Origin of the sequence: Rhodococcus rhodnii NBRC 100604 (assembly GCF_001894925.1) — a bacterium.
GTDB lineage: Bacteria > Actinomycetota > Actinomycetes > Mycobacteriales > Mycobacteriaceae > Rhodococcus_F > Rhodococcus_F rhodnii.
The window spans coordinates 1-20937 of sequence record NZ_BCXD01000041.1 but is presented as its reverse complement, the minus strand read 5'-3'; the positions used below and the strand labels follow the sequence as shown (position 1 = coordinate 20937).

Sequence of the window (20937 nt, the reverse complement as noted above, 5' to 3'; positions counted from 1 at the left end):
AGTAAGCCTGTTGAACGAGTCGACAGGGAGGACTTCAGCACAACCTCGGCATTGCTTCTGCCCATCGCGGATCGGGGTCGCTGTAGACCCGTAGTTCTTGTGGAGCTTGCAATGCCGAGATCTCCCGGACCTTGGCAGCTCACATGCCTGGTGAGCGCAGGCGGACGCATGCTCGGTGCACAGTTGCTGAGAGCCCCGAAGCGGGTTTGAGCACCCACCCACTGCACACGATCGAGGGAGCTCATAGCTCCCATGCCGCCGAACTCGCAGGTAGTGCGCGTTGCAAAGCCCTCCGCGACTGACTAGTCGTTCACAGTCAGGCGCTACACACGTATCCTTGGACATGTCGAACCTCTCATCCAGGTTTGGCCACATCCCCGGGAGTGCTCCAACACTCGCCGGGGCCTTCAGTTTATCTGCGGGAACGCGGTTTCCAGCCGGAGTACTTGCCCCGACTTCGCGCTGCGTCTGTCACCGCAGCATGGGCAGGCGTGGTGCTCGTCCCATACTCTTTGAAGATCGCTTCCTCGTCGTCGTCGACGAGGAACACCCGGTCGCCATCGACACGAACATCGATCCCGTCCCGGTAGTCGCCGTCGAGCACCGGCGCCATCGCCCGGGCCTCGCTCGCCGCTTCCTCAGCGATCTTCACCCGATCATCGGTGGAGATCCGGCGAGCCTCCCGCACAGCGGCTTCACGAAAGACACGGATCCGTGCAGCCACCGGTCACTTCTTGTCCGGTTCGGTCTTCACGTCGACCGTCTTCACCGCGGGTGCCTTCTTCTGCGACTTCACGTGCTTCTGGTGCGCCTTCGAGTCGCGGGCGGCCCACACCTTCTTGCCGCCGACCTCGAACTCGACGATGTCGCTGGATCGTTCCTTGCTCATGGTTCCTCCTGGAAATCGGATGCGGCGCGCACGATCGCCGCGATGTACGCGGGCCTCCGTGACCCACGGGCAGGGCGGCGGACACGCGGCGTGCCGACGACCTGGAACACGCGCCCATCGGGACCGCGGAACGTGTCCCGGCGCTTCGGAAACGGATCGAGACCGGGATCGAGAAGCAGGTCGTACACGGACGTCTCGTGACCCTCGAGGAACTCGCTGTTGCCGGCGTCCACGGACGACGCGGACAGCTGCCGCTGCTGCAGCAACCCCGACCACGGCACCTCCCGATCGGGACCGGGCCGCGAGTTCCCGGTCGCCGGGTCCACCGCCGGATCACCCTCGACGAGCAGCACCCACTGCTCCGTGAGGCGGCGGGTCACAGCCCACCGCCGGGGCGAATGGTGAACGCTCCCCCGCTGATCCCGGCGGACGGCGCGAGCGCCGACAGCTCGTCGTCGGTGAACGCGATCAGATCGCCGGGAGCGTCCGCATACGTCGTCGTGACTTCGGGGTATGCCTCACTGCGGACCCGGAGCCCGACACGCATCACGTCCAGGCCACGGCAGATTGCCGACACCAACGTGCCTCTCACGAGGACCTGGTCGAGGCCCCCCGCGGAGAGACGTGCATCGAGCGACGGCAGCAGCGCCCGGAGTTTCACCTGAGCGAACTCGATGAGCGAATCGGCCTGCAACGCGTCGGGCCCTTCCAGGGTTTCCCCCAGTCGGGCCTCGACGTCGCTGCGGTCAACCAGCGTCGGCAGCGGTGTCGTCACCCTTGCCCCTGCGGGTCGTGGCCTTCTTCACGCGCTGGTACCCGTGATTCTCGAAGAGGGCGACCACGGATTCGTCGACCGTGATCACCCCGCCCGAGAGCGGGTCCTTCAGGTCGATGTCAGCCATCACGCCCCCGAGACGCCGGTGAGGCGAACGAACCGGTTCACGTCGCGGACGATGAACCCGAACTCGACCTCGACGCGGACAGCGAACATGTTCCGCTGCCACAGGTTGATGTTGTCGCTGCCCTTGGTGACCGTGGCCTGATCGGTGATGTCGATCTTGATGCCCTCGACGGTGCCCCAGCGTGCCGATGCCCAGTCGCCGGCGAAGCCGAGCGTCTCCTTGGTGCCGGCGCCGCCCGCGGCCTTGTACACGGCCTGGTTCTTGTACACCGAGCGGCCGAGCAGCGAACCGATCGCGCCGTCCGTCTGCGGGTTCATCGTGAACAGCGGACGGTTGTCGCCGTCGAGCTCGCCCAGGACCTTGATCTCGCCCTGCGCGGACAGCGCCCACGAGGTGATGTCGGACTTGCCGACTGTCGCGACCGACGAGAGCGCACCGAGCAGACCCGAGTACACGGAGCCCGCGGTGTTGATGCTGGCCTGCGGCGCGGCCGCGAGGGTGTCGAAGTTCGACCCCGGTGCGGGACCGAACAGGACTGCGGTGTCGAACAGCTTCGCGAGCGCGCCCGGCAGCCGCGTCTGCAGCGCGTTGAACAGCGCCGCCTTGTCTCGCCGGAACTCGTCCGAGAACAGTTCGATGATCGCGGCCTTGTAGGGCGTCATCGACTTCTGGCCGAACGTGGATTCGCCGACCGGCTTCGCAGCCGTTTCCGCGACCCACTCGGCGACGGGGTCACCGGTGATCGTCTGGATCGTGATGCCCGATCCGGGGAGGGTCACCTTCGGGACGAGCCGCTGGATCACGGACTCGTTCTGCGTGTCCTGCCAGATTTCGTTGGACACCTCGGGCGGGAGGATCACTCCGGAGGTCGTGCGATTGTGGTTGATCCCAGCCATCGGGATTCCTTCCCGGCCGGATGTCCGGCCTTGTCAGAGGAGGTTGTCGATCGCCGAAGCGAACCTGTCTGCGGTGGTTGCGGTGGACTTCCCGCGCGCTCCCTGGGAGCGGTCGGGTTTCGGTCGCCCGGTGCCGCTTTGCGCGGCCAGGTACGGCTTCCGGCGCACCAGGTCGGTGATCGCTTCTGCGATCTCGTCCTGGTCGACGTCGCCGTCCTCTCCGACCTCGAACTGGTCGAGGTCGATGAAGCTGAGTGCGTCCGCGGGATCGGAGAGCTTGCCTGCCGCTGCTGCGCGGATCTCGGCGCGGACGATGCGACTATTCGCCTTCGCCAACGCTGCGGCGTCGGCCGCACGTTGCCGCGAGGCATCGTCGTCGTCGCCGTCCTTCGATTCCAGGTCGGCGACGCGGGCCTCGAGCTGTTGGCGGCGGGTCCGCTCGCTCTTCCACTTCGACTTCATCGACTCGAGAGCGCGCTTGCCCTTGTCTCCGAGTTCGTCGGCGCCGTCGTCGTCCGGGGCGAGTTCGCTGTCGGTGTCCGCGTCGCTGTCGACGTCGGTGTCGTGAGCGTCGTCCTGTTCGCCGAAGATGTCGTCGCCGGTGTCGGTGCTGTCGCTGGTGTTCGCAGCGTCGGTCATGTTCTCTCCTTGCGAGAGGTTGGCCCGTTCCCGTTGCGGGAGGGGTGGTCTCAGTCGAGGTAGCCGTACAGCCGGAGCATCCTCAGCGCGTCGGCGCGGTCGTCGGCGATCCGGTAGATCGTCTCGGGCATCAACCTTGGTGCCCGCCACGACCGGTACCGCTCACCTGTGGCACGGAGCTCGCCCTGCCGTTGCACGTACCCGGCCTCGGACATCGCCCGGTAGGCGCGGCCCCTGCGTGTGACGCCCTCGAGCGTGATGTCGAGTTGGCGGCCGAAGACTTGCGCCGTCTGTGTCCCGCGGTTCGCGTTCACGACCTGGCCGAGGTCTGCGCCGTCTCGGATCGCCTGCGAGCCAGCGACACCGAACGTCGATTCCTGTGCGGCCTGCGGCAGTGACTCGAAGTAGCGTCGCGGCTCGACCCGCAGGTCATCCGACATCGACTCGCGGGCCGGGATATGTCGGCAGTCGCAGCCGGGGTGACGACGGAATCCACGGTTCCACCGGTAGTACTTCCCCGCGAGAACCACGCACCGCGAGCATGACGGCGGGTTCAGCATCCGCACGTACCCGACGCCCGGGCGTGCTGCGATCCCGACCGATTCGGCGGCACGTCCGGTGTCGGACAGCAGCGTCGACACCGCGGTGTTCAACCATCGCCCACCGGCATCAACTGCCTGCGCACGGGACTGACCGGCCGCGACCGCATTCTTCGCGGCGACCCGGGCACCGACGAGCAGCGAATCCACGGGGCGACCGTCACCAGCAACCCCGACGAGCGCGGACGTCTGAACGGCACCTTCTGGAACGGCGTCGATGTTCGTGGCACCCAGCACAGCCGGCACGTAGTCGACAGCGGCTCGTGCAGCTTCTTCCTGCGCCTGCAGCACCGCGATCAGCATCGGCCCCGCGATCCGGAACCACGTCTCATCGAGGTCGCCCTGCTGCATTCGCCGCCACAACCGGCGCACCAGAGCCAACGTCGATGCCGTGAGACGTTGCTGATCGGACCAGTAGCTACTCGCCTCGGCCGGCAGCAGCGGTCACGTCCTGGAACGTGCGGGTGATCCGCTCGAGCTGCGGGTCCGACGCGTCACGCTCCCGCATCGCGAGCGCCCGCTTGATCTTCTCCGGCCCCCACCCAAGTTCCTCGTACGCCATCTCCGCTGGCAGTAGCGGGCGGCCGCGGTCGTCGGCCGCCTGGTAGAGCTTCACGATCGCGTCGGCCTGCTGTGCGCGTGTCGGCGTCGCCGGGTCGTTCCACAGTGTCTCGACGAGGTTCACTTCGGGATCCCACACTCCGTCGCGGATCCGCATGACGAGCTTCGTCATGTCGGCGGTCGGGTCACCGAAGTTCTCACCGCACAACTCGGCGCGCTTCACGAGCCGCGCTTCACGGGACCGGATCGCGTCAGCGGACGCCGCGTCGTCGGCCGCGAGACCGAAGTAGGACGCAGGCAGCCCCGACACGCCGGAAGCCATCCGCGCGTACAGGTTCATCATCCGCTCGAAGTTGTCCATGCTCGACGAATCGAACTGGAAGTGCTTCGCCTGCGGGTTCGTGATCGCCCACACGGCCCCGAAGTACGCCTCCCACACCGGCAGCGGCTGCCCCTCTGCGTCCATGAAGTCGCCCTTCGAGGCGCCGATGACACCACGCTGCGGAACAGCGTGCGTCTCCTGCGCGAGCTGCGCGTTCGTGATGTTGCGGGCAGCCGCATCGACGATTGGAATCAGCGGCGCCATCTCCGACACGCCCTGCGTCGTGCGGTGCGTCGGGATCGTCAACCGGCGACGGTGGAACACAGGCACGACGGGAACCATGCCGAGCCCGTGTTCGTCGCTGTCGGTGATCTCCCAGCCGCCACCATCCGACGTCAGCCAGATCGTCTCGTCCCGCAGGTACAGGGTCGCTGCCGTCGCCCTGCCGTTCACGACGTCGTACAGGCGGAGCGCGGCACGAACCTTGCCGGTCCGGTGATCGCGCTCGGTGATCACCTCACGCGGCGACTCCACCGTCACGCGCGGCGTCCGAGGATCGTCCTCGTTCTCACCGACGCAGTAGTAGGAGCGGCCGTACACGAGGGCGTCGAGGAACCCGAGCCGCGACTGCGCGGGCAGGTTGTTCGCCCGGAACACACGCCACAGCTCGTCGTCGCCGGACTCGGCACCGGGCAGCTTGAAGCCCTTGATCGAGATCCGCTCGTGCAGGGCGTCGACCGCGATCAGATTCCAGTTCACGACGACCGTGAACCGCTGCAGTTCGGGCGGGATCGCCAACCCGAGCTGCTCGAGACGCTGCAGCCCGTCGTAGTAGCGGTCCGCGAGATCGAACCCGGGCTGCGCCTGCGACAGTTCCTGCTCGAGGCGGTTGAAGACGGCCTCTTCCTCGGAGGACAGTTGCGCCACAGTGCCTCCTATCGGAACACGATCACGTGGGACTCGGTCTCGGACGGCCACCCCGCTTCGCGGGCATCAGCAGCAGCTTCGTGCGCGACGATCGATGCCTGCGCGGCGTCGATCTTCTGGTGATCGGCCGGCTTGCCGAGCACGAACTTCTGTCCTGGCTTCGCGACCTTCCGGGCATTCGCGATGTGCACCGCGGTGATCGGGCAGCCGTCGTGAGTGATCCGCCCGGTCACGAGATCTGTCTCGAACCGGCGGATCGCCGGGTACATGCGGCTGATCTTGTCGTTCGGCCACTCCGACACGACGTCCTCGCCGTACCGCAGTGACCAATCGCCGATCTCCGAGTACCAGCCGGACGGGTCAGCGTAGAACCGGGACACCCGCCACCGGGTGAACAACTCGTCGACCGCGGCATGAACCTCGCCACGCGGGATCTCTCCACCCCACTCCGCGGGGTTCCAGATCATCGGGCGGGCATCAGGCCCGTACCGGGGCGTGAACTGGAACCCGTCCCGGGTCTCCGCCCGCAGCGCCGTCCAGTCGTTGTTCTCCGATCCGTCGAACCCGACCGCGATCTGCGTCCCGTCCGCTGGGTTAGGAAGCCACAGCGCCGGCATAGTGCGCCTCCCACAAGCCCTCTCGTAGCCACGCACCCAGCCCGTGCACGATCCGGTTCCCGAAGAACCGCTCTGCCTGCGACGGATCCCGCTCGAGGATCTCCATCGCCTCCGCCTCGATCGAATCGAGGTCGATGTGACCGCCACGCTCACGGAGACTGTCGCCGTACGCGAACCGGTGAATCCGGCGTCGCTCCCGCTTGTCCGTGTACGACAGCGTCTTCGGTGCCATCGGGAAGTCCTTGAAGATGTCCGTCGCCCGCGACTCGAACGTGTTCTGCGCAACCGAGTTCTCGGACGGATCCCACGGGTTCGTCGTCTCGATCGACCGGCCACCCATACCCGCGAGGCCGCGACGCTGCGTGTCCGCGACCTTCTGCATGTGGTTCGACGTCAGCCAGATGCCCGTCTCGTCCTGCAACGCGAACGTGATCGGGTTGCCCAGCCTCGATGTCGCCGATGATGTCACGACGTCGATGCGCCCATTCCCCGCGAGGCGAATGAACTCCTCACCGACACGCATCAGCTCACCCAGCGGGCCACGCCGGATCATCTCCTGCAGCGGCCGATACACGTTGTCGGTCTGCTCCTCCGACGTCGCCGTCAGCTGAATCAGCGGCGTCGGATACGGCATCCCCATCGGGTCACCCGGCTCGTACTCGAACACGAACCCGCAGCCACATCCGAAGTCCCGGCAGTCGTAGACTTCGCCGCCGCGCGCCCACCCCGCGAAAGTCGACACCCCAGCGCCCTCGTTCGCGATGATCGCCGCAGTCAGCGGGCCCTTCCCCCACTTCTGCGGCCGCACCAGCTGCGAACGCCGGTTGTAGAACGCCGGCGCCAGCACCGGGTCGCGCGGGTCCCACTTCGCATCCGACTTCACCCGGTAGTGGTTGCACAGGAACCGCAGCTGGTCGTTGTACAGCCGGAACGGCTGACCGGCCTTGAACCCGTCCGGGATGATGCAGTGCGCCTCGATCCAGTCGCCGACGAGGAACCCGAGCGTCGGGAAGTCGATGGGGGCGTGTTCAGTCTCCGCCACCGGCCACGACCTTCAACCGGTCCCGCGACGACGACCGCTTCGGTGCAGCAGCCGCCCTCTTCTCGTCCCGCTTGTCCGCGACCTGATCCTCGGCGACCTTCCACCGGTTCCGCAGCATCGCAGCAGGATTCAGGCCGAGCCGATCCGACCACTGCCGCGCCTCCGACAGGGCCTTCACGTTGCCGTTCTCGCCCAGCACAAGAAGCCGCACGTAGACCGCGACGTCATGCGACCAGCCGAACCGCTCCCACTGGACCGACTGCGGCGTCCGCCACGCCTGCCGCCACACGACCGCTTCCCGCTTCCGCAGCCGCGTCTGCAGCCCCGGATGCTCCTCGTCGTCCATGACGATCGGCGAGAGCGGGTTCTTCGGCGTCGCGCCCTTGCGTCCTTCGGCCGGCAGCGTCGTCCACCCGTCCTTGTCGGACGGCCGATCCCGGCGCAGCGCCATCGGATCCGGGACCGGACCCGAGTTCGTTCGAGCTCCTCCACGAGGCATACCGATCACATCCCTCTGCAGCGTTGCGCCGCGTCCGGAGCGGTCGGCGTTGCGCCGACCGGGAAGTTGGTTGAACCTGACGCACCTGCGAGCGCCCTCACCCGGGGGGGCGGGGCGTCGGTCGGTTTGAGGTCCCCCGGTGGGGGTATGGCGACCGGTCGGCCCTCCGTGGGTGCCGCGGGAACTGTTTCCGCTGGTCAGGCGAGTAGGAGGAGCTGTTCCCCGCCTCCGCGGTGGCTCTTGCGGGCGTTGCAGAGGAAGTGCGCGGCTCTGCAGTTCGCGGGTTCGTGTGTTCCGCCTGCTGCGAGGGGAATCACATGGTCGATGGTCGGTGCCTTCGGGTGTGGTGCCTGCGCGTTGCGGTTGATCGGCTTGCGACAGAGGTGGCATCGCCATCCGTCTCGTTCGTAGACGCTGCGGGGTGAGACGTTGGCGACGAAGGCTGAGCGTTGCAGGGCTCGGCGCCGTAGCTTGCCAGCGCGCTTACCATCGCGGCGTCGGGCCTCTGTGCATTCGTCTGAGCATGTGCTGATCGTGTACCGCGTTGCGAATGTGCGGCCGCAGTGTGCGCAGTCGGTGATGAAGACGCGGCAGCTGCGTGGTGCTCGGGTGCATGTGGGGCACAGGGTCGTCTTGTCTGTGCGTGCGACGAACGGGGCTCGGCAGAGGTCGCAGTCGCGGATCCAGACGCGGCGACTTCGGCTTGGCTCGGTGTCCGTCTTCCGTCCGATGGTGTCGTAGCGGGCGAGGTTGACGCATCGTCGGCTGCAGTGCTTGGCCTGCGGCTTGCGTGTGCGGAATGGTGTTCCGCATCGTGCGCAGTTCTTGTCGTAGTGGGTTCCGTGCAGTGTTCCGTCGGGGCGTCTGCTCACCCTGTCTCCTCATGTGTGCGAGAACCCCCGACGCATGAGGTACGTCGGGGGTTCTCTTGCCCGCGGTGATCAGCCGTGGGGTGTCTTCAGTTGTGGGCTTTGCGTCCGTTGCAGGATCGGCAGAGGACAGTGAGTGGTCCTCGTGGGTCGCCGCCTCGTGCGACGGGAACGATGTGGTCGGCGGTGAGGTCGGTTGCGTGGTGGGCGGGGACGCCGTAGCCGGGGCACCAGCCGCCATGGCGTGCTCGGTGCGCGTTGACTGCGGTTGCTCGACGCTGTCGTTCTGCCCAGTCGCGCGTGCTCTTGGTGGGCGTGGTCGCGTGTCGGTGCCGGTTCTCGTCGCGTCGATGCTCGAGGCATTGTGTTTCGGGTTGCATGCGGGGGCAGCCGGGTGTGGAGCAGACGCGGTTGCGTGCGCGTGGCATCAGATGCGGCCGCGGCGGTGCGCGAGTTGGTCGAGTCTGATGTCGAGGATGCGTTGGCATCCGTCGATGGCGCGGCGGTCGGATCGTGCGCGTGCGGTGCGCAGATCGGCGAGCGCCTGCTCGATGAGGTCTTCGAGGCTGGGCATCGCGACCTCCTCAGTGGGCTTGCGCGTTGGTTCCCGGCGCACAGCCATCGGCGTGCAGCACGTGGCCCAGTCGCGCCCCTGGGTGTTGGGGTCAGCGCCCGGGCATCATGAGTTGCCGGAGTTCGCGCTGTCGGCGTTCCTCGGTTTCGATGGCACGCCACGATTGGTAGCGGCGTTCGGCGCGGGCTCCGCGTTCGGCGTGTGCAGTGATGTCACGTTCGCGGTGGCGGCGTTGTTCGTTGCGGCGGATGGCGTTTCGTTCGCCGATGGTGCGTGGCATTGCGGGCCCGGTCCATCCGGTGTCGGCGATCTTCTGTGCCTTGCAGATGAGGGAGATACAGGCGGGTTCGGTTGCGCCGTGGAAGATGTTGAGTCGCTCGTCTGGGCTGTTGGGGTGCCAGTAGACGGTTTTGCCTGGGCGGGAGGCGTCGTCGTCGCGTCGGAAGTCGAGCGCGTTGAGGGTGTCGATGACGCGTTTCACGTGGCCTTTCATCGGCGCGCCTTCTTCCGTGTCGAGTATTCGGCCTTGGCTACATCGATGAGGCGGTAGAGCTTTCGTCCCCGCTCGTCGGCGCCGGAAGGTGAGAGCTTGCCCTCGCGGGCCCACTTGGTGATGGTGCACAGGGCGACGCCGCAGAGGGTGGCGGCTTCGGTGGCGGTGATCTGTGAGTCGATGCCTTCGGGTGCGAGGACTGCGTTCATGGCCACCTCTTTCGCGCAACACGAAGACCCCCGAGCCCTTAGCGGGTTCGGGGGTCTTCGTGGACGGTGTGGATACACGTGTGTCAGTGCGTGTCACTGTACCAGTACAGCTGAAGTGGTGTCGCCCCCGTCGTCGACCAGCGTGTCGAGAACGATCCTCGCGTACCGCTGGTAGTCGGTGTCGGGGATGTGCCAGCCGCACGCTCCGCATTCGATGGCGTCGCGGTTCGGTGACTGCGACCGGGTGAGCGTTCGGAGTTCGCACGATGGGCACGGAGTGGGCAGTGCTGTGCGCGGGATGGTGTGTCCGAGGCGGGAGCGGATCTTGCGGTGCAGGTCGCTGAGTTCGGTGACGGTGTCGGTGGCCCAGTCGGTGGCGGAGAGAAGGTGGATTCGAGGTTCGAGGTAGCGCCATGCAGCGCGGACTCGGATGCGGTCGGTGACCGTGGGGTGCGGCGGCGGAGTTTCGCCGAGGTGATCGGCGAGCGCGTCGTGGATTTCGTTGAGTGTGTCGGCGATTGAGCGGGCGGTATCGGATGCCCATTCTGCGGGGTGTCCGTACGTGTGTCGGGTGGCGCGGTGATCGGTGCCGGCGGGCGCAGTCGGGGTCGGGAGGTTGCGGGCGAGGTTGACCCAGTCGAGGACGAGCCAGCCGAGGAGCCGGTGTAGGTGGCGTTGACAGGGGTCGCACATGCCGAGTTCGGTGAGGGCGGGGTTGCCGTGGTCGCGGTCGCAACGCGGGTGGCGGCATGGTCGAACGGTCATGGGAGCTCCTGGGCTGGGTGTGTTCCGGTGAGGAGTGCGACGAGGTCGGCGACGGTCATGGTGACCCACTGGTCGAGTGGGTCGCCGTTGCCGTGGCGCTTGTGGATGACGATGCCGACGAGGGCGTCGTCGTTTTGCGCACGATCCAGGCGTAGACGGCTGCGGCCCTCGTCCGCCGGGCGTGGTTGTCGATCGACGGGTCGGTTCCCTCGTAGCGATATGGCATCTGCATGACTTCCACTGCGACGGCGCGCTTCTGGAATTTGCGGGGCTCGGTCATGGCTGGTTCTCCTGGTGGCAGTGGGTGCCGCACACGGGCGGCGGGACGAGGATGCGTGAGCACACCCAGCACGGCTTGGGTTCGGGCGGCGGGTCGAACAGGGACGGCGCGGTCACAGGTGGTCCCTCGGTCGCTGTCGCCGCTCGTAGTCGAAGAACGCCTGCGGATCGGCCTTGAGGAGCGCGAGCGCCGCCTCATCTCGCACCGGCTTCACGACCTCGCGGACCTCGGCGTGTTCGCGCTGCCGTACTTCCGCGATCCGAACCGGACCGTCGAGCAGGCGTCCACAGTCCCAGCATTCGAGGCGTCTCCCACCGGGGGTGTGGTTGATCTCGTCGCCGTAGATGCCGCGTACCCGCAGGTGTGGGCAGTGGCGGCGTCGGGACCGTTCCCGCAGCCACCTCACGGCGTCTCGCTCGGGTCGTGGATCACGGTCACGGGGAGGATGACGATGTAACCGCCCCCAACTCCCTCCCAACCATCTTCCCACCGTTCGAGCACTTCGTCCTCGGCGTCACGGATCACGGCTTCGACTGGGAGTGCGTCGAGTTGCTCGCGTTTCGTGATGACGCGGGCCGGGGGCCTCCAACCAGCGGCGAGGATTGTGTCGGCGATCTCGGCGTAGTCGCCGCCGTCGAGCGCTTCGATCAGGTCGGCTAGGTCGTCTCGGGCGCTCATGCCTTCACCTTTTCGGCGTGGTTGGCTGCCGCGCACAGGGCAGCAGCGAGAGTGCGGAGCTCGTCGGGGGTGTCGTCGGTGGACGAGGAGAGCTCCGCGTAGATGTCGCCGTCGTCGTAGACGTAGACGGTGATGGTGTCCAGGGCTGCCTCGAAGCCGACGTAGCCGTCCACGCCGTTCGCGGCGTCGACCCGCAAACTGGGTTCGGGGAGTTCGAGGATCGCGTACCGGGCGAGCAGCACGGACGCGACGGCCACCAGGTCGAAGGTGTCGGAGATGGTCGTCTCGGTGAGATTCGCGTCATCGACGGAGGAGTCCTGGTCGTAGAACGCGTCGGCGATGAGCCGGGCGAGCGCCTCGGGCGTGATGGTCATGCGGTGAGTCCTTCCGTGGCTGGCGTGTCGTTCGCGGGGCTGTGTGGCCCGTGGGCGGACGAAACGGTGGTGTCTGGTGTGACGGGGTGGGTGGCGGGGTTCTGGTCGTCGTGGATGCGGATGCGGTGGACCGCGACCGTGCACCGCTCCCCCGGCCTCGCGAGCTCGGCGTACTCGAACGGGTTGCGGCGGATCGCGGTGACGACCCACCACTTCCCGTCGTGGAACGTGGTTTTCACTTCGCGACCCCCAGCTCCGGATCCGGCGAGGCCCACTCGGTTCCGGGGTCCCACCGCTTCACGGGGTCGTCCACGAGGTGGACGGGGCGATGGAGGCCGAATCCGAACTCGCCGCCGATGAGGTCCTTCGGGTCCTGCTCGGGGCTCGGGGCCGGGGTGTCGGTGCGGATCTCGAGGATCTCGCGTCCGAAGATCGAGACGGTGAGGGTCACTGGGGCTCCTGGGGCGTGTAGGCGCCGGCCATGCGTGCGAGGCACGGCGTGTGGCGGGCGCGGGTGTTTCCGAGGCTGTCGGTGTACGTGCAGTGCTCGAACTCGGCGGCGTGGCAGTGAGGGCACTCGTGGTCCCAGGACTGCGCGTAGGCGCGGGTCACTCCCCGACTGCCTTCCCGGTGGACTTGCGGATGAACTGTCGGACGTTGCCGTTTTCTCCGGAGTCCCTCGCGAGATTCGCCTGATCTGAACTCAACTGAACTGAACTACACTGGGGCGGAGTCGCTCCGGAGTTCCTCGCGAGATTCTCCGGAGTTTCTCCCGAGTCACGTTTCTCCTGGCGAGCGGCCTTTTCGGCGCGCCGCCACCGGTCCGTCGCCGTGTCGTCGTCCTTCCACCAGATCGACCACTCCAACGGGTGATGATCCGGGCACGGAGGCAGCTTCGACGGCGTCGGATGAGAGATCTTCTGGTGCTCGTCCCACGCGATCACATGCAGGAAACGACCCCCGCCGATCTCGTACCGGCACAGCTGCCCACCATCGACGAGAGCGTCGAGATGACCGGCCACATCATCGATCGACGCGTCCCGGCGGCGCGTCATCCACGCCTCCGCCCAGATCTCCGCCGGGTCGTCCTCGAGGCGGCCCCGATCGTCGCCGTAGCACCAGAACGCCTCGAACGTCCGCTCGGCCGCGAGAGACAACTCGGCGAGCGGCTTCGACTTGAAGAACCGTGGGTGCAGCATCCGCTTACGAGGCATGCCGCACCCCCTCTGGTGGGAGATCCATCAGGCAGCACCTCGCACTGGTCGGAGTGGTCGATCCATCCACGCGAGGAGTTCGGACATCGGCCGGTCGGGGTCGACCATCGCCGCGCAGGAGATCGCGAGCCCGACGAGCTCATGCCACGTCATGCCGCGCACGAGCTTCTCCACGTCGGGCGCCGACCCTTCGCCGTGAACGATCCCGACGAGCTCGAGAGCCGCCTTGTCGACCGAATCGACCATCCGGTTCGTCACCTGCCCACTCATGCTGCACCGCCTGCCGCGATCTCCTGGCGCTGCCTCCGCATCACCGCGCGCTGCTTCGACGACGTGCCACCCCAGATGCCGTGCTCCTGGTTGGTGAGCGCGTACTCGAGGCACTCGCCGCGCACCGGGCATCCCATACAGACGCGGCGAGCCGCAGCCGACGACTCCCCCGGGTTCGGGTGGAACGCATCCGGGAACACCTCCCGGCACACACCCCGGTCCATCCACTTCTCGTGGTTGAGGAGATCGAACAGGCTCATGCGGTCACCGCCAGGACGCGTCGTGCTGCCTCGTGGAGGTACGGCAGGCCGGTCCCGGGCCACACGCGCGCCCCGTAGAGGACGTGCTCGTGCGGGTAGCGGGCGAGGTGCTCGACGGCAATCCGGTAACGCTGCACGATCTTCGGGAGCTCCCAGATCCGCAGGCGCGTGACTTCCTGCCACCGGTTCGTGGCGAGCCGATCCCGAATGTCGCGGCCCCATGTGATGGGGTCGACGAGTGAGAACGCCGACGACTGGTCAGCGACTGTGCGGAGCGCCTCGGAGGTGCAGCAGCAGATCGGGTCTCGCGGATCCGACACCCAGATCACGGGGAACGGCGCGCCGGGGATCGGGCGGTTGCCGGCGACGCCGTGCCCCGGCAGCCCGTCGCCGCTCGGGCGGCGCGGATCGGCGACGAGGACGACGGCGGCGATCCGATCGACGAGGGTGGAGCGCTCGCGGACGAGCCGCGCCACCGTGTCACCGATCCCCGCCGCGCCCGCCGAGTAGCCCATGAGTACGACCGGGACGCGAGAGACGACGAGCTTGAGTTCGATGCTCGAATCGAGAACACGGAGGGACTGATCGAACGACACGCCCCGCGGACCGGGCACGGGGCCGTACGACTGCGGCGACTCGAGGCGGACGACGTCATACTTCGCGCGGTCGAGATGCCGAGTGATGCCCGACAGCATTCCGCCGAGCGAGTCGTCTCCGATGCCGCCAGCACACGCGACAGTGATCCGGGCGGTCACGGGATCCTCCTCGTGGGTGTGGCGAGGTCGATGGCCTGCTCGAGGACGATCGCGACGGCGACCGTCACCCCCGCCGCCGCAAACGCAGCGGCGAGGGCAATCGAGACGAGAGTGCGGGTCATGCCGACTCGCCGTTCTCGATGAAGTCGACGATCGCGGCGACCTCGGCGGAGGTGAGTTCACTCGCGGCGGCGAGGTCGCGGCCGACGCGCGCGGAGAGGAACGCCTTCCGTTCGTCACGCTCGATCCCGGCGGCGTCGAGCGCCTTCGTCAGGCCGCCGAGCTCGGCGCGCGAGGCGGTCTCCGGCGGCGCGGGTTCGGTGACGGGCTCGGCCTTGTCGATGCCGAGGGCGGCCGCGACGCCCGCGGTGCCACGCTTCGGTCGATCGACGCGCTCGGCGGTCGCGCGGACCGGCTGCTGCTGGTCTTGGTCGACCTCGTCGATGAGTCCGAGCAGTGCGCCGGGCGCGAGAAGGTCCGCCAGTTCGGACTGGCACTTCGCACGCAGCATCTGCTGAGGGTTGGTCGCATATTTCGAGTTGGTGACGTACTTGGCCTTGGTGGCGCGCTCGATCGTCCACGTGACGGTCTGCACCTGGTCGTCGCCGGGCTTCGTACCTGCCCAGGTGACGGACGTGTCGGACGCTTCGACCTCGTACATGTCGGCGCCGCGGGATAGGGCGACCGCGTACTTGGCGCGGGCATACATGCCGACCTTCCCGTGGATGACGAAGAGCGCTTCGAGGGACGAGTCGGGGTCGAATCCGAGCATCGCGCCGCGGAGGATGGCGACCGTCGCGTCCTTCGGCTTGCCGCGGAAGATGTCCGGGCACATGCCGGTCGAGGTGATGAACTCGGCGTAATCCCACGCCTCGGCCTTCGCGAGGGCGTGCTCGCGCAGCTTCGCATAACCGGTGGAGCGGGCGTGTTCGTCCCGGGTTGGCACGATCTCGGCGTGGCCGGTGTGCAGTTCAATCTCGTTGGTCATACGTTGCTCGCCTTCTGTCGTCGCGCCCGCGCTGCGCGCTTTCGGTTGTAGGTGCAGGTCTTGCAGATGCGGCCACCACCTGGCCGCTTGTTCATGTAGGTGTTCTCGGGCGTGAACGGATGGCCGTGCACGCAGTGGGTCTTCCGGGCGCTAACGTGGACGCCATGTCGGACCTGGTCATGCAAGTTGTCGGACCTGGTTCCCCAGTAGAGGTTTGAGACGTTGTTGTTGATCGGGTCCCCATCTCGGTGGCAGCACTCATGGCCAGCAGGGGCGGCGCCGATGAATGCGATCGCAACGAGTCGGTGGACAAACGTGGACTGACCTGTGCCGCCCCGCATGAGGCGAACCGTCTGGTGTCCGTACGGCGTCACGCCCGGAGAGAGAACCCTCCCTCTCCACTGCTGAGTCGACCCGTTCTTCAGGACGATCAGTCGATCGAGGCTGCGGACGCGCCCTGTGTCACTTACCTGGTAGCTGCCCTCGTATCCGAGGATGTCGCGCCATTCCTCGGTCATGCTGCTGGCTCCTGGATGAGTTCGGGGGTGGTCTTGGCGGCGTAGAGGGCGATGCTGTTGCCGCGGGTGGGGCGCCTGGATGCGATGCGGTGGCCGTGGGAGGTGGCGTGCTGGGTGTTGCCCATGCGGTCGAGGACGCGGGACTTGAGGCCCCGCACGTGCGCTTCGAGGTCGCGGAGTTCGGCCGTTGCTGCGAGGTAGTCGACGGCGAGGGTCAGGTCGATCTCGGTTTCGGTGTCCGCGTCGATGTCCGGGTGCAGGGCGCGCACGGTCTCGTAGGTCGCGATCGTGTCGTCGAGTAGGGGCGGGGTGCCGTCGATGAGCGACTGATGCCATGCGGCGGCGCGTTGGACGATCACGTCGGCGATCGGCGCGTCGTACTCGACGTGGTAGATGCGCGGCATCCCGTACTGCGGCCACAGGACGAGGTCGGCGCGATCGTGCCAGCCGGTGATGTACTGCTGCCAGATGACCTGCGCCGCATAGTCGGCGGGGACTTCGCCGGTGCCGTCGTCGCCCCACTCCTCGAGGGAGCGGGCCGTCTTGATCTCGACGACACGACGGGCCCGCCCGCGGGTGGCCTGACGGTCGATGGTCGCGGCGTTCGCGAACGGCAGGTCGTCACGCGTGAACTGCCGCTCCCCCGGCGACAGCCGCCACCCGGGGTTCTTCGACTTCCAGTAGTGGGCGGCCGCGAGTTCGACGGCGTGGCCGTAGTCGAACAGGTCACGCTTCTCGTCCGAGATCTCGCGCCGGTAGTTGCCGGCCATCTCGTGCCACAGCGAGAACTGCGACTGGAAGCGGGAGACGCCGAGGATGGCGGGGATCTTCGATGCTGTGATCGTCCGGGCCCATTCGGGGCTGCCGGGGGCGAGGCTCACGCTCACGCGGGCTCCTTGCTGGTGGTGGGGATGTGGGTGATGTGCACGGGCAGCTCGACGTCGCGGACCGGGAGGGGGACGTGCCGCCACCAGGCTTTGCCGGTGCCGGGGCGCATGGAGGTGAACGTGCGGCCACGGTCGCCTTCTTCGCGGAATGTGGTGCCCTCGGGGAGTCGCCACAGGTCGACCGCGTCGTAGATCGCGTCGCCCGGCTTCATGCGCTGGCCTTCGCGGCGCGCCACTCGGCCTTGTAGTGGGTTTCGCACAGCCCGTTCGGGCCGCGCCGCGCCTCCCCTGCGAGCGGCTTCTGCGACTTCGGGACGAGGTAGCGCCCGCAGGTTCGGCAGTGCGACGCGAGCGGCGCACGTGCGGGCGGCGTGGTTGTCTCGGCCGCCGCCGTCTCGGGCTGGTCGATGAGGCCGAGCATCGCGAGCAACTCCCGCGCGTCCGCGGCGTCGTGCGAGTTTGCGGCCACGACGCGGCGGGCACGGTCCGCGAGCTCGGCCGGAGTGTCCGGGATGTCGGCCGACGCGATCGCGCCCAGCGGCGACTCCATGCTCCTCACTGGCCCACCGCCCGCTGGGACTCGAGCCACGCGACGGCGTCGCGCAGCTGCACGGCGGAGTCGTGAAGATCCTTCTTGCTCCGCTCGAGCTTCTCGATGTAGTCGCTCTCTTCCCACCGCTGCACGGCGTCCGTCACGACGAAGAGCGCCTGGATGGTGGCGGCGTCGCGCGCGATCTCTGGGGTTCTCATCAGCGCCCGCAGGACGCGCAGCGCGTCGCCCGGCTCGACGGCGGCGCTCACGAGTGCACCGCCGCGGCGAAGTAGATCGCGGCGCCCATCAGCGCACCGAACGCGGCGAGCCACAACCACACGGCGAGGCTGACGAACTGGTCCTCGATGCGATCCCACACCGTCCGCGGCTCCGCGACCAACGCGACCGCCTCGTCCGCCGACCGCTCGAACTCCGTGTAGGTGATGTCCTGCTCTGGTCGGATCATGCTGTCTCTCATCAACAGTCCTAACTCTCGAGCCCGAGGGCTGCCTTGAGCCCGCGAGTGGGGACGACGTACCGGCCACCTGCTCGAATGACAGGAACGGGAAACAGGTCGCGGCGCGCGAGCGAGTACGCCTGCGACTGCGAGATTCCGAGTGCCCGCGCTGCGGTTTGAATGTCGGTTGCGACGCCGAGGGCGTCAAGTTCTTCGGGGGTCATTGGCAGTTCTCCAATCGGAAGGAAGAGCAAGATGGAGGCCCAGTGGCGGGGCGGAGGGGACGCACCCCGCCACCGGGCGATCAAGGGGCCGCGACGACATCGAGGTCCTCACCGGCACACAGATGCCAGCCGCCGCCGCGGAACGTCACGCGCCACAGCCCGCCGTCGATCCAGTCCGTGAGATGCATCGGCTCCGCCTCGATCACCTCGAGGAACGGGGCGTGGCAATCGATTACGCAGGCCCTCACGCCGCACCGTCCACGTACTGCTCGTGCTCGGCGATGTACCGCGCGATCTCGGCGTCGGAGACCTTGCGGCCGCGACCGACCGCGACGAACCGCAGCACGCCGTCGCGCCACATCTCGCGGACCGTCGACGCGTGCACACCGAGCAGCGCTCCGGCTTCGACGGCGTTCAGCAGGCGGGTCGGCGGTGGGAGCGTCATGCTGCACCACCGGTCTGCCACCGCGGAACCATCCGAGCGATCGCGTTCGCGCCCGCAGCGGTGATCTTCAGCGTGTGCATGACCTCGCCACGGAACCGCGGCGCGTCGTGCGTCTCGACACGCTGGAAGTACGCCTTCTTGTCGGAGTACTCCGAGTAGCGGGCCTGCGGGACGATCCGCTGCTTCCTGCTCGACCACCGCGACGACTTCTCGACGTAGATCCACTTGCGGCGCACCAGCTCCTCACGCAGCCACGACTCGGCCACGCCGACAGTCGAGGCGACCGTGCGGACCGAGAGGAGGTCACTGCCCGCGACGAACGTGTCGTGGTACTCGACCTTCGGGGCATCCTCTTCGACCTTCGCCTCGAGCATCGCGCGCTCGGACTCGATCCGCTTGATCGCCCCGGCGGCCTCGAGGACAGCGTGGGCGAGGAGCTCCTCCCCCGCGAGCGCTGGTCGAACCTCGGCTTCACGGGTGCGGATCGCGAAGTACGACTGCGCGGCCGCGACCTCCGGCTTGCGCGGATCGCCGTTCATCGCGACGAGGTAGCAGGCGAAGCGAGAGAGCTCGAAGTCCGCCTTGTAGAGAAATCCGCCCTGCGGACGCTCGACCTTCTTACTGGCGTCAGTAACGTGGCTGGTCAGAGCCATTCCCTGATTGCTGAGCGTTGCGACGACACGCTCGACCGTCGCCTCGAAGTTCTGCCACTTGTCGTAGCCGAGGATCGGCATGAGGTCGCGTGCGGACCAGAATTCGAGGCCGTCAGGACGGACCTGCCGGATCGCGTCGAATGGTGATTCCCCTGCGCTGGGGCTGTTGGGTAAGGTCAGTTCCGACATTCAGATCTCCTTTCGATGGATTGGTGTCACGGCCGTCAGCTGCTGGAATCAGCTGGCGGCCTTCTTCATTGAGCGGGTCATACCGCTTCGGTGTAGTAGTGGTTCTCGATGTATCTGTCGATGTCGTTGGCATCGATTCGGACTTGGCCGCGAACTTTGACGTGGGGTATCTCGCCAGATCGGTACATGCGGCCGACTGTTCGCTCTGAGACGGCGAGCTTCTCGGCGGCCTGGGGAACCGTGAGCAAGGACTTGGGTTTCACCTCAGCTCCTTCGTCGGGCTCGGGAATGGGCCACCCCCGTATGTCGGGGATGTTGGACCTGGCGGCATCGGTCGGCGCGTTGCCTCCGCAGTGTCGAATGGGGCTGCGGGTCTTCATCTTTAACCGTTGTCAGACGTATAAGCGTCGCGCTCGCCAGGTCGAAAATGTTCGCTGTGGACTTGTCAGAGGGCGTGCGCTACCCACCTACGGGGGAGCGCAGGTAGCTGGTTGGAGTTGCGATGGACTACGCGGCCTGGGTTACTCGGCAAATGAAGTCGAGTCGGTCACGGCCAGTGATTGCGGCAATCGCGAGTGCCGTTGCGTAAGAAGGCGTTCCGCCCCGTCGAAGTTCGTCGACCTCGGCGGACGTGCATCGAATAGCGGTCCCGAGCGCTTCATCTGAAGAGAAGCGGTGATCCGACTTCAACCGGTCGATAAGTCCGGGCTCGAGAGCCGCCTTGAAGCTGATGGTCATGTTCACCCCTTTCGGATCCCCTCGTCATCAACTGAGAACAGAATGCATCAGGTGTAGACGAATGTCAACAATGTGATTCGCGATGAGGCCTCGTGCCCATGGGGATGCGGGTTGACGTGCATCGATATGTGATGACACGATGCATCACATGGACCACAGGGAATGGCTTGACGACATCATCGGCGCCGACAGCTATCGCGCCGCGGCGTCGAAGGTGGGCGTGGATCAAAGCACGCTGTCTCGTCAGCTGACCCGGAAAGGGGAGCTGAGCGCGGAGAATGTCATCGCCATCGCGCGCGCATACGGTAGGCGCGCTGGCGATGAGCTTGTTTCAACCGGATATCTAGTCCCTGGCGACATAGAGGGCGTAGGTGTTGAGGGCGCTCTTCAGCGCGCGACAAACAAGCAGCTACTGGAAGAGATAGATCGCCGAATGACTGCAGGGTTCGGCGACGTATTCCACGAGCCAATTGGGTCAGTAGACCCAAGCCGACCGGACCTGCACCTACGTTCCGTCCCATCCGAAGACGACCCTGACGCCTACCTCGATGATCTGGAGGGCGTTGCACACGACCCCGAGGACGATCCTGCCGATCCGGACGATAGCGACGATCACGGCTGGATCCCGTAGAAGGGGGAATGCGGTGGACAGACTGCATCTGATCGCTAACT

At 66.9% G+C, this 20937-nt stretch carries 41 protein-coding genes; 1 reads left to right on the top strand and 40 read right to left on the bottom strand.

Annotated elements, in window-relative coordinates; translation table 11 throughout:
- Positions 1 to 412: 412 nt before the first annotated feature.
- The 40 genes from RR1_RS20450 to RR1_RS20275 form a co-directional block, all read right to left on the bottom strand.
- Positions 413 to 724, bottom strand: coding sequence for an HK97 gp10 family phage protein (locus tag RR1_RS20450; RefSeq protein WP_040772190.1), 312 nt, complete (start codon positions 722 to 724; stop codon positions 413 to 415).
- Between the two features lie 3 nt (positions 725 to 727).
- Positions 728 to 889: a hypothetical protein gene (locus tag RR1_RS22450; protein WP_010836679.1), complete on the bottom strand. Its 162-nt coding sequence runs from the start codon at positions 887 to 889 to the stop codon at positions 728 to 730.
- Positions 886 to 1269, bottom strand: a complete 384-nt coding sequence (locus RR1_RS20445) for a hypothetical protein (RefSeq protein ID WP_010836678.1) — start codon at positions 1267 to 1269, stop codon at positions 886 to 888. Before RR1_RS20445 ends, RR1_RS22450 begins: the two co-directional genes overlap by 4 nt.
- On the bottom strand, positions 1266 to 1664 hold the full coding sequence (locus tag RR1_RS20440) for a hypothetical protein (RefSeq protein ID WP_010836677.1): 399 nt from the start codon (positions 1662 to 1664) through the stop codon (positions 1266 to 1268). The genes RR1_RS20445 and RR1_RS20440 overlap by 4 nt, the downstream gene beginning before the upstream one ends.
- Positions 1636 to 1791, bottom strand: coding sequence for a hypothetical protein (locus RR1_RS22445; RefSeq protein ID WP_010836676.1), 156 nt, complete (start codon positions 1789 to 1791; stop codon positions 1636 to 1638). The genes RR1_RS20440 and RR1_RS22445 overlap by 29 nt, the downstream gene beginning before the upstream one ends.
- Positions 1791 to 2687 carry a phage major capsid protein gene (locus tag RR1_RS20435; RefSeq protein WP_010836675.1) on the bottom strand — a complete coding sequence of 299 codons (897 nt, stop codon included), beginning with the start codon at positions 2685 to 2687 and terminating at the stop codon, positions 1791 to 1793. The genes RR1_RS22445 and RR1_RS20435 overlap by 1 nt, the downstream gene beginning before the upstream one ends.
- 33 nt (positions 2688 to 2720) lie before the next feature.
- Entirely contained in the window at positions 2721 to 3326 is a 606-nt protein-coding gene (locus RR1_RS20430; protein ID WP_010836674.1) for a hypothetical protein, read from the bottom strand.
- A gap of 50 nt (positions 3327 to 3376) precedes the next feature.
- A complete protein-coding gene (locus RR1_RS20425) occupies positions 3377 to 4306 on the bottom strand; it encodes a hypothetical protein (RefSeq protein WP_010836673.1) in 930 nt (309 codons plus the stop codon).
- A gap of 37 nt (positions 4307 to 4343) precedes the next feature.
- On the bottom strand, positions 4344 to 5735 hold the full coding sequence (locus tag RR1_RS20420; protein ID WP_010836672.1) for a phage portal protein: 1392 nt from the start codon (positions 5733 to 5735) through the stop codon (positions 4344 to 4346).
- An 8-nt stretch (positions 5736 to 5743) separates the two neighbouring features.
- Positions 5744 to 6352 (bottom strand): terminase large subunit domain-containing protein, encoded by a 609-nt coding sequence (locus RR1_RS20415; RefSeq protein ID WP_010836671.1) that lies wholly within the window; start codon positions 6350 to 6352, stop codon positions 5744 to 5746.
- Positions 6330 to 7394, bottom strand: coding sequence for a terminase large subunit domain-containing protein (locus RR1_RS20410; RefSeq protein ID WP_010836670.1), 1065 nt, complete (start codon positions 7392 to 7394; stop codon positions 6330 to 6332). Before RR1_RS20410 ends, RR1_RS20415 begins: the two co-directional genes overlap by 23 nt.
- A complete protein-coding gene (locus tag RR1_RS20405) occupies positions 7381 to 7893 on the bottom strand; it encodes a hypothetical protein (RefSeq protein ID WP_143153969.1) in 513 nt (170 codons plus the stop codon). Before RR1_RS20405 ends, RR1_RS20410 begins: the two co-directional genes overlap by 14 nt.
- Positions 7894 to 8090: 197 nt before the next feature.
- Positions 8091 to 8765 carry an HNH endonuclease gene (locus RR1_RS23175; protein WP_040772187.1) on the bottom strand — a complete coding sequence of 225 codons (675 nt, stop codon included), beginning with the start codon at positions 8763 to 8765 and terminating at the stop codon, positions 8091 to 8093.
- 424 nt (positions 8766 to 9189) lie between these two features.
- A complete protein-coding gene (locus tag RR1_RS22440) occupies positions 9190 to 9336 on the bottom strand; it encodes a hypothetical protein (protein ID WP_010836668.1) in 147 nt (48 codons plus the stop codon).
- 91 nt (positions 9337 to 9427) lie between these two features.
- The gene (locus RR1_RS20390; protein WP_010836667.1) at positions 9428 to 9817 is read right to left on the bottom strand and encodes a hypothetical protein; all 390 of its coding nucleotides are present in this window, start codon (positions 9815 to 9817) and stop codon (positions 9428 to 9430) included.
- An 8-nt stretch (positions 9818 to 9825) separates the two neighbouring features.
- Complete coding sequence (locus RR1_RS20385) at positions 9826 to 10038, bottom strand: MerR family transcriptional regulator (RefSeq protein WP_040772186.1); 213 nt, start codon at positions 10036 to 10038, stop codon at positions 9826 to 9828.
- Between the two features lie 93 nt (positions 10039 to 10131).
- Entirely contained in the window at positions 10132 to 10803 is a 672-nt protein-coding gene (locus RR1_RS20380; RefSeq protein WP_010836665.1) for a hypothetical protein, read from the bottom strand.
- Between the two features lie 55 nt (positions 10804 to 10858).
- Complete coding sequence (locus RR1_RS22170) at positions 10859 to 11083, bottom strand: hypothetical protein (RefSeq protein ID WP_143153968.1); 225 nt, start codon at positions 11081 to 11083, stop codon at positions 10859 to 10861.
- A gap of 112 nt (positions 11084 to 11195) precedes the next feature.
- The gene (locus RR1_RS20375) at positions 11196 to 11489 is read right to left on the bottom strand and encodes a hypothetical protein (protein WP_010836663.1); all 294 of its coding nucleotides are present in this window, start codon (positions 11487 to 11489) and stop codon (positions 11196 to 11198) included.
- The gene (locus RR1_RS20370; RefSeq protein WP_010836662.1) at positions 11486 to 11761 is read right to left on the bottom strand and encodes a hypothetical protein; all 276 of its coding nucleotides are present in this window, start codon (positions 11759 to 11761) and stop codon (positions 11486 to 11488) included. Before RR1_RS20370 ends, RR1_RS20375 begins: the two co-directional genes overlap by 4 nt.
- Positions 11758 to 12135 carry a hypothetical protein gene (locus RR1_RS20365; RefSeq protein WP_010836661.1) on the bottom strand — a complete coding sequence of 126 codons (378 nt, stop codon included), beginning with the start codon at positions 12133 to 12135 and terminating at the stop codon, positions 11758 to 11760. Before RR1_RS20365 ends, RR1_RS20370 begins: the two co-directional genes overlap by 4 nt.
- Positions 12132 to 12374, bottom strand: a complete 243-nt coding sequence (locus RR1_RS20360; protein WP_010836660.1) for a hypothetical protein — start codon at positions 12372 to 12374, stop codon at positions 12132 to 12134. Before RR1_RS20360 ends, RR1_RS20365 begins: the two co-directional genes overlap by 4 nt.
- On the bottom strand, positions 12371 to 12586 hold the full coding sequence (locus RR1_RS20355) for a hypothetical protein (RefSeq protein WP_010836659.1): 216 nt from the start codon (positions 12584 to 12586) through the stop codon (positions 12371 to 12373). Before RR1_RS20355 ends, RR1_RS20360 begins: the two co-directional genes overlap by 4 nt.
- A gap of 157 nt (positions 12587 to 12743) precedes the next feature.
- Positions 12744 to 13349 carry a hypothetical protein gene (locus RR1_RS20350; RefSeq protein WP_010836657.1) on the bottom strand — a complete coding sequence of 202 codons (606 nt, stop codon included), beginning with the start codon at positions 13347 to 13349 and terminating at the stop codon, positions 12744 to 12746.
- A 27-nt stretch (positions 13350 to 13376) separates the two neighbouring features.
- Complete coding sequence (locus RR1_RS20345; protein ID WP_010836656.1) at positions 13377 to 13619, bottom strand: hypothetical protein; 243 nt, start codon at positions 13617 to 13619, stop codon at positions 13377 to 13379.
- Positions 13616 to 13879, bottom strand: a complete 264-nt coding sequence (locus tag RR1_RS20340) for a WhiB family transcriptional regulator (protein ID WP_010836655.1) — start codon at positions 13877 to 13879, stop codon at positions 13616 to 13618. Before RR1_RS20340 ends, RR1_RS20345 begins: the two co-directional genes overlap by 4 nt.
- Positions 13876 to 14634 (bottom strand): alpha/beta hydrolase family protein, encoded by a 759-nt coding sequence (locus tag RR1_RS20335; RefSeq protein WP_010836654.1) that lies wholly within the window; start codon positions 14632 to 14634, stop codon positions 13876 to 13878. The genes RR1_RS20340 and RR1_RS20335 overlap by 4 nt, the downstream gene beginning before the upstream one ends.
- On the bottom strand, positions 14631 to 14756 hold the full coding sequence (locus tag RR1_RS23000) for a hypothetical protein (protein WP_010836653.1): 126 nt from the start codon (positions 14754 to 14756) through the stop codon (positions 14631 to 14633). Before RR1_RS23000 ends, RR1_RS20335 begins: the two co-directional genes overlap by 4 nt.
- Positions 14753 to 15622 carry a hypothetical protein gene (locus tag RR1_RS20330; RefSeq protein WP_010836652.1) on the bottom strand — a complete coding sequence of 290 codons (870 nt, stop codon included), beginning with the start codon at positions 15620 to 15622 and terminating at the stop codon, positions 14753 to 14755. Before RR1_RS20330 ends, RR1_RS23000 begins: the two co-directional genes overlap by 4 nt.
- Positions 15619 to 16140 (bottom strand): NUMOD4 motif-containing HNH endonuclease, encoded by a 522-nt coding sequence (locus tag RR1_RS20325; RefSeq protein WP_040772184.1) that lies wholly within the window; start codon positions 16138 to 16140, stop codon positions 15619 to 15621. Before RR1_RS20325 ends, RR1_RS20330 begins: the two co-directional genes overlap by 4 nt.
- Complete coding sequence (locus tag RR1_RS20320; RefSeq protein ID WP_040772183.1) at positions 16137 to 17027, bottom strand: lambda-exonuclease family protein; 891 nt, start codon at positions 17025 to 17027, stop codon at positions 16137 to 16139. Before RR1_RS20320 ends, RR1_RS20325 begins: the two co-directional genes overlap by 4 nt.
- Complete coding sequence (locus RR1_RS20315; protein WP_010836650.1) at positions 17024 to 17239, bottom strand: hypothetical protein; 216 nt, start codon at positions 17237 to 17239, stop codon at positions 17024 to 17026. Before RR1_RS20315 ends, RR1_RS20320 begins: the two co-directional genes overlap by 4 nt.
- Positions 17236 to 17577, bottom strand: a complete 342-nt coding sequence (locus RR1_RS20310; RefSeq protein ID WP_010836649.1) for a hypothetical protein — start codon at positions 17575 to 17577, stop codon at positions 17236 to 17238. The genes RR1_RS20315 and RR1_RS20310 overlap by 4 nt, the downstream gene beginning before the upstream one ends.
- A gap of 5 nt (positions 17578 to 17582) precedes the next feature.
- Positions 17583 to 17828 carry a hypothetical protein gene (locus RR1_RS20305; RefSeq protein WP_010836648.1) on the bottom strand — a complete coding sequence of 82 codons (246 nt, stop codon included), beginning with the start codon at positions 17826 to 17828 and terminating at the stop codon, positions 17583 to 17585.
- A complete protein-coding gene (locus RR1_RS20300) occupies positions 17825 to 18025 on the bottom strand; it encodes a hypothetical protein (RefSeq protein WP_010836647.1) in 201 nt (66 codons plus the stop codon). Before RR1_RS20300 ends, RR1_RS20305 begins: the two co-directional genes overlap by 4 nt.
- Positions 18026 to 18045: 20 nt before the next feature.
- Positions 18046 to 18240 carry a hypothetical protein gene (locus RR1_RS20295; protein WP_010836646.1) on the bottom strand — a complete coding sequence of 65 codons (195 nt, stop codon included), beginning with the start codon at positions 18238 to 18240 and terminating at the stop codon, positions 18046 to 18048.
- Positions 18241 to 18484: 244 nt separating this feature from the next.
- Complete coding sequence (locus RR1_RS20290; protein ID WP_010836644.1) at positions 18485 to 18685, bottom strand: excisionase family DNA-binding protein; 201 nt, start codon at positions 18683 to 18685, stop codon at positions 18485 to 18487.
- Complete coding sequence (locus RR1_RS20285; protein WP_010836643.1) at positions 18682 to 19527, bottom strand: phage antirepressor KilAC domain-containing protein; 846 nt, start codon at positions 19525 to 19527, stop codon at positions 18682 to 18684. The genes RR1_RS20290 and RR1_RS20285 overlap by 4 nt, the downstream gene beginning before the upstream one ends.
- A 77-nt stretch (positions 19528 to 19604) precedes the next feature.
- Positions 19605 to 19790, bottom strand: a complete 186-nt coding sequence (locus RR1_RS22660) for a helix-turn-helix domain-containing protein (RefSeq protein WP_010836642.1) — start codon at positions 19788 to 19790, stop codon at positions 19605 to 19607.
- Between the two features lie 244 nt (positions 19791 to 20034).
- Positions 20035 to 20265 (bottom strand): XRE family transcriptional regulator, encoded by a 231-nt coding sequence (locus RR1_RS20275; protein ID WP_143153967.1) that lies wholly within the window; start codon positions 20263 to 20265, stop codon positions 20035 to 20037.
- A 148-nt stretch (positions 20266 to 20413) separates the two neighbouring features.
- On the opposite strand from RR1_RS20275, the gene RR1_RS22165 reads away from it, so the two are divergent.
- Positions 20414 to 20896: a helix-turn-helix domain-containing protein gene (locus RR1_RS22165; protein ID WP_143153966.1), complete on the top strand. Its 483-nt coding sequence runs from the start codon at positions 20414 to 20416 to the stop codon at positions 20894 to 20896.
- The last annotated feature ends 41 nt before the right edge of the window (positions 20897 to 20937 follow it).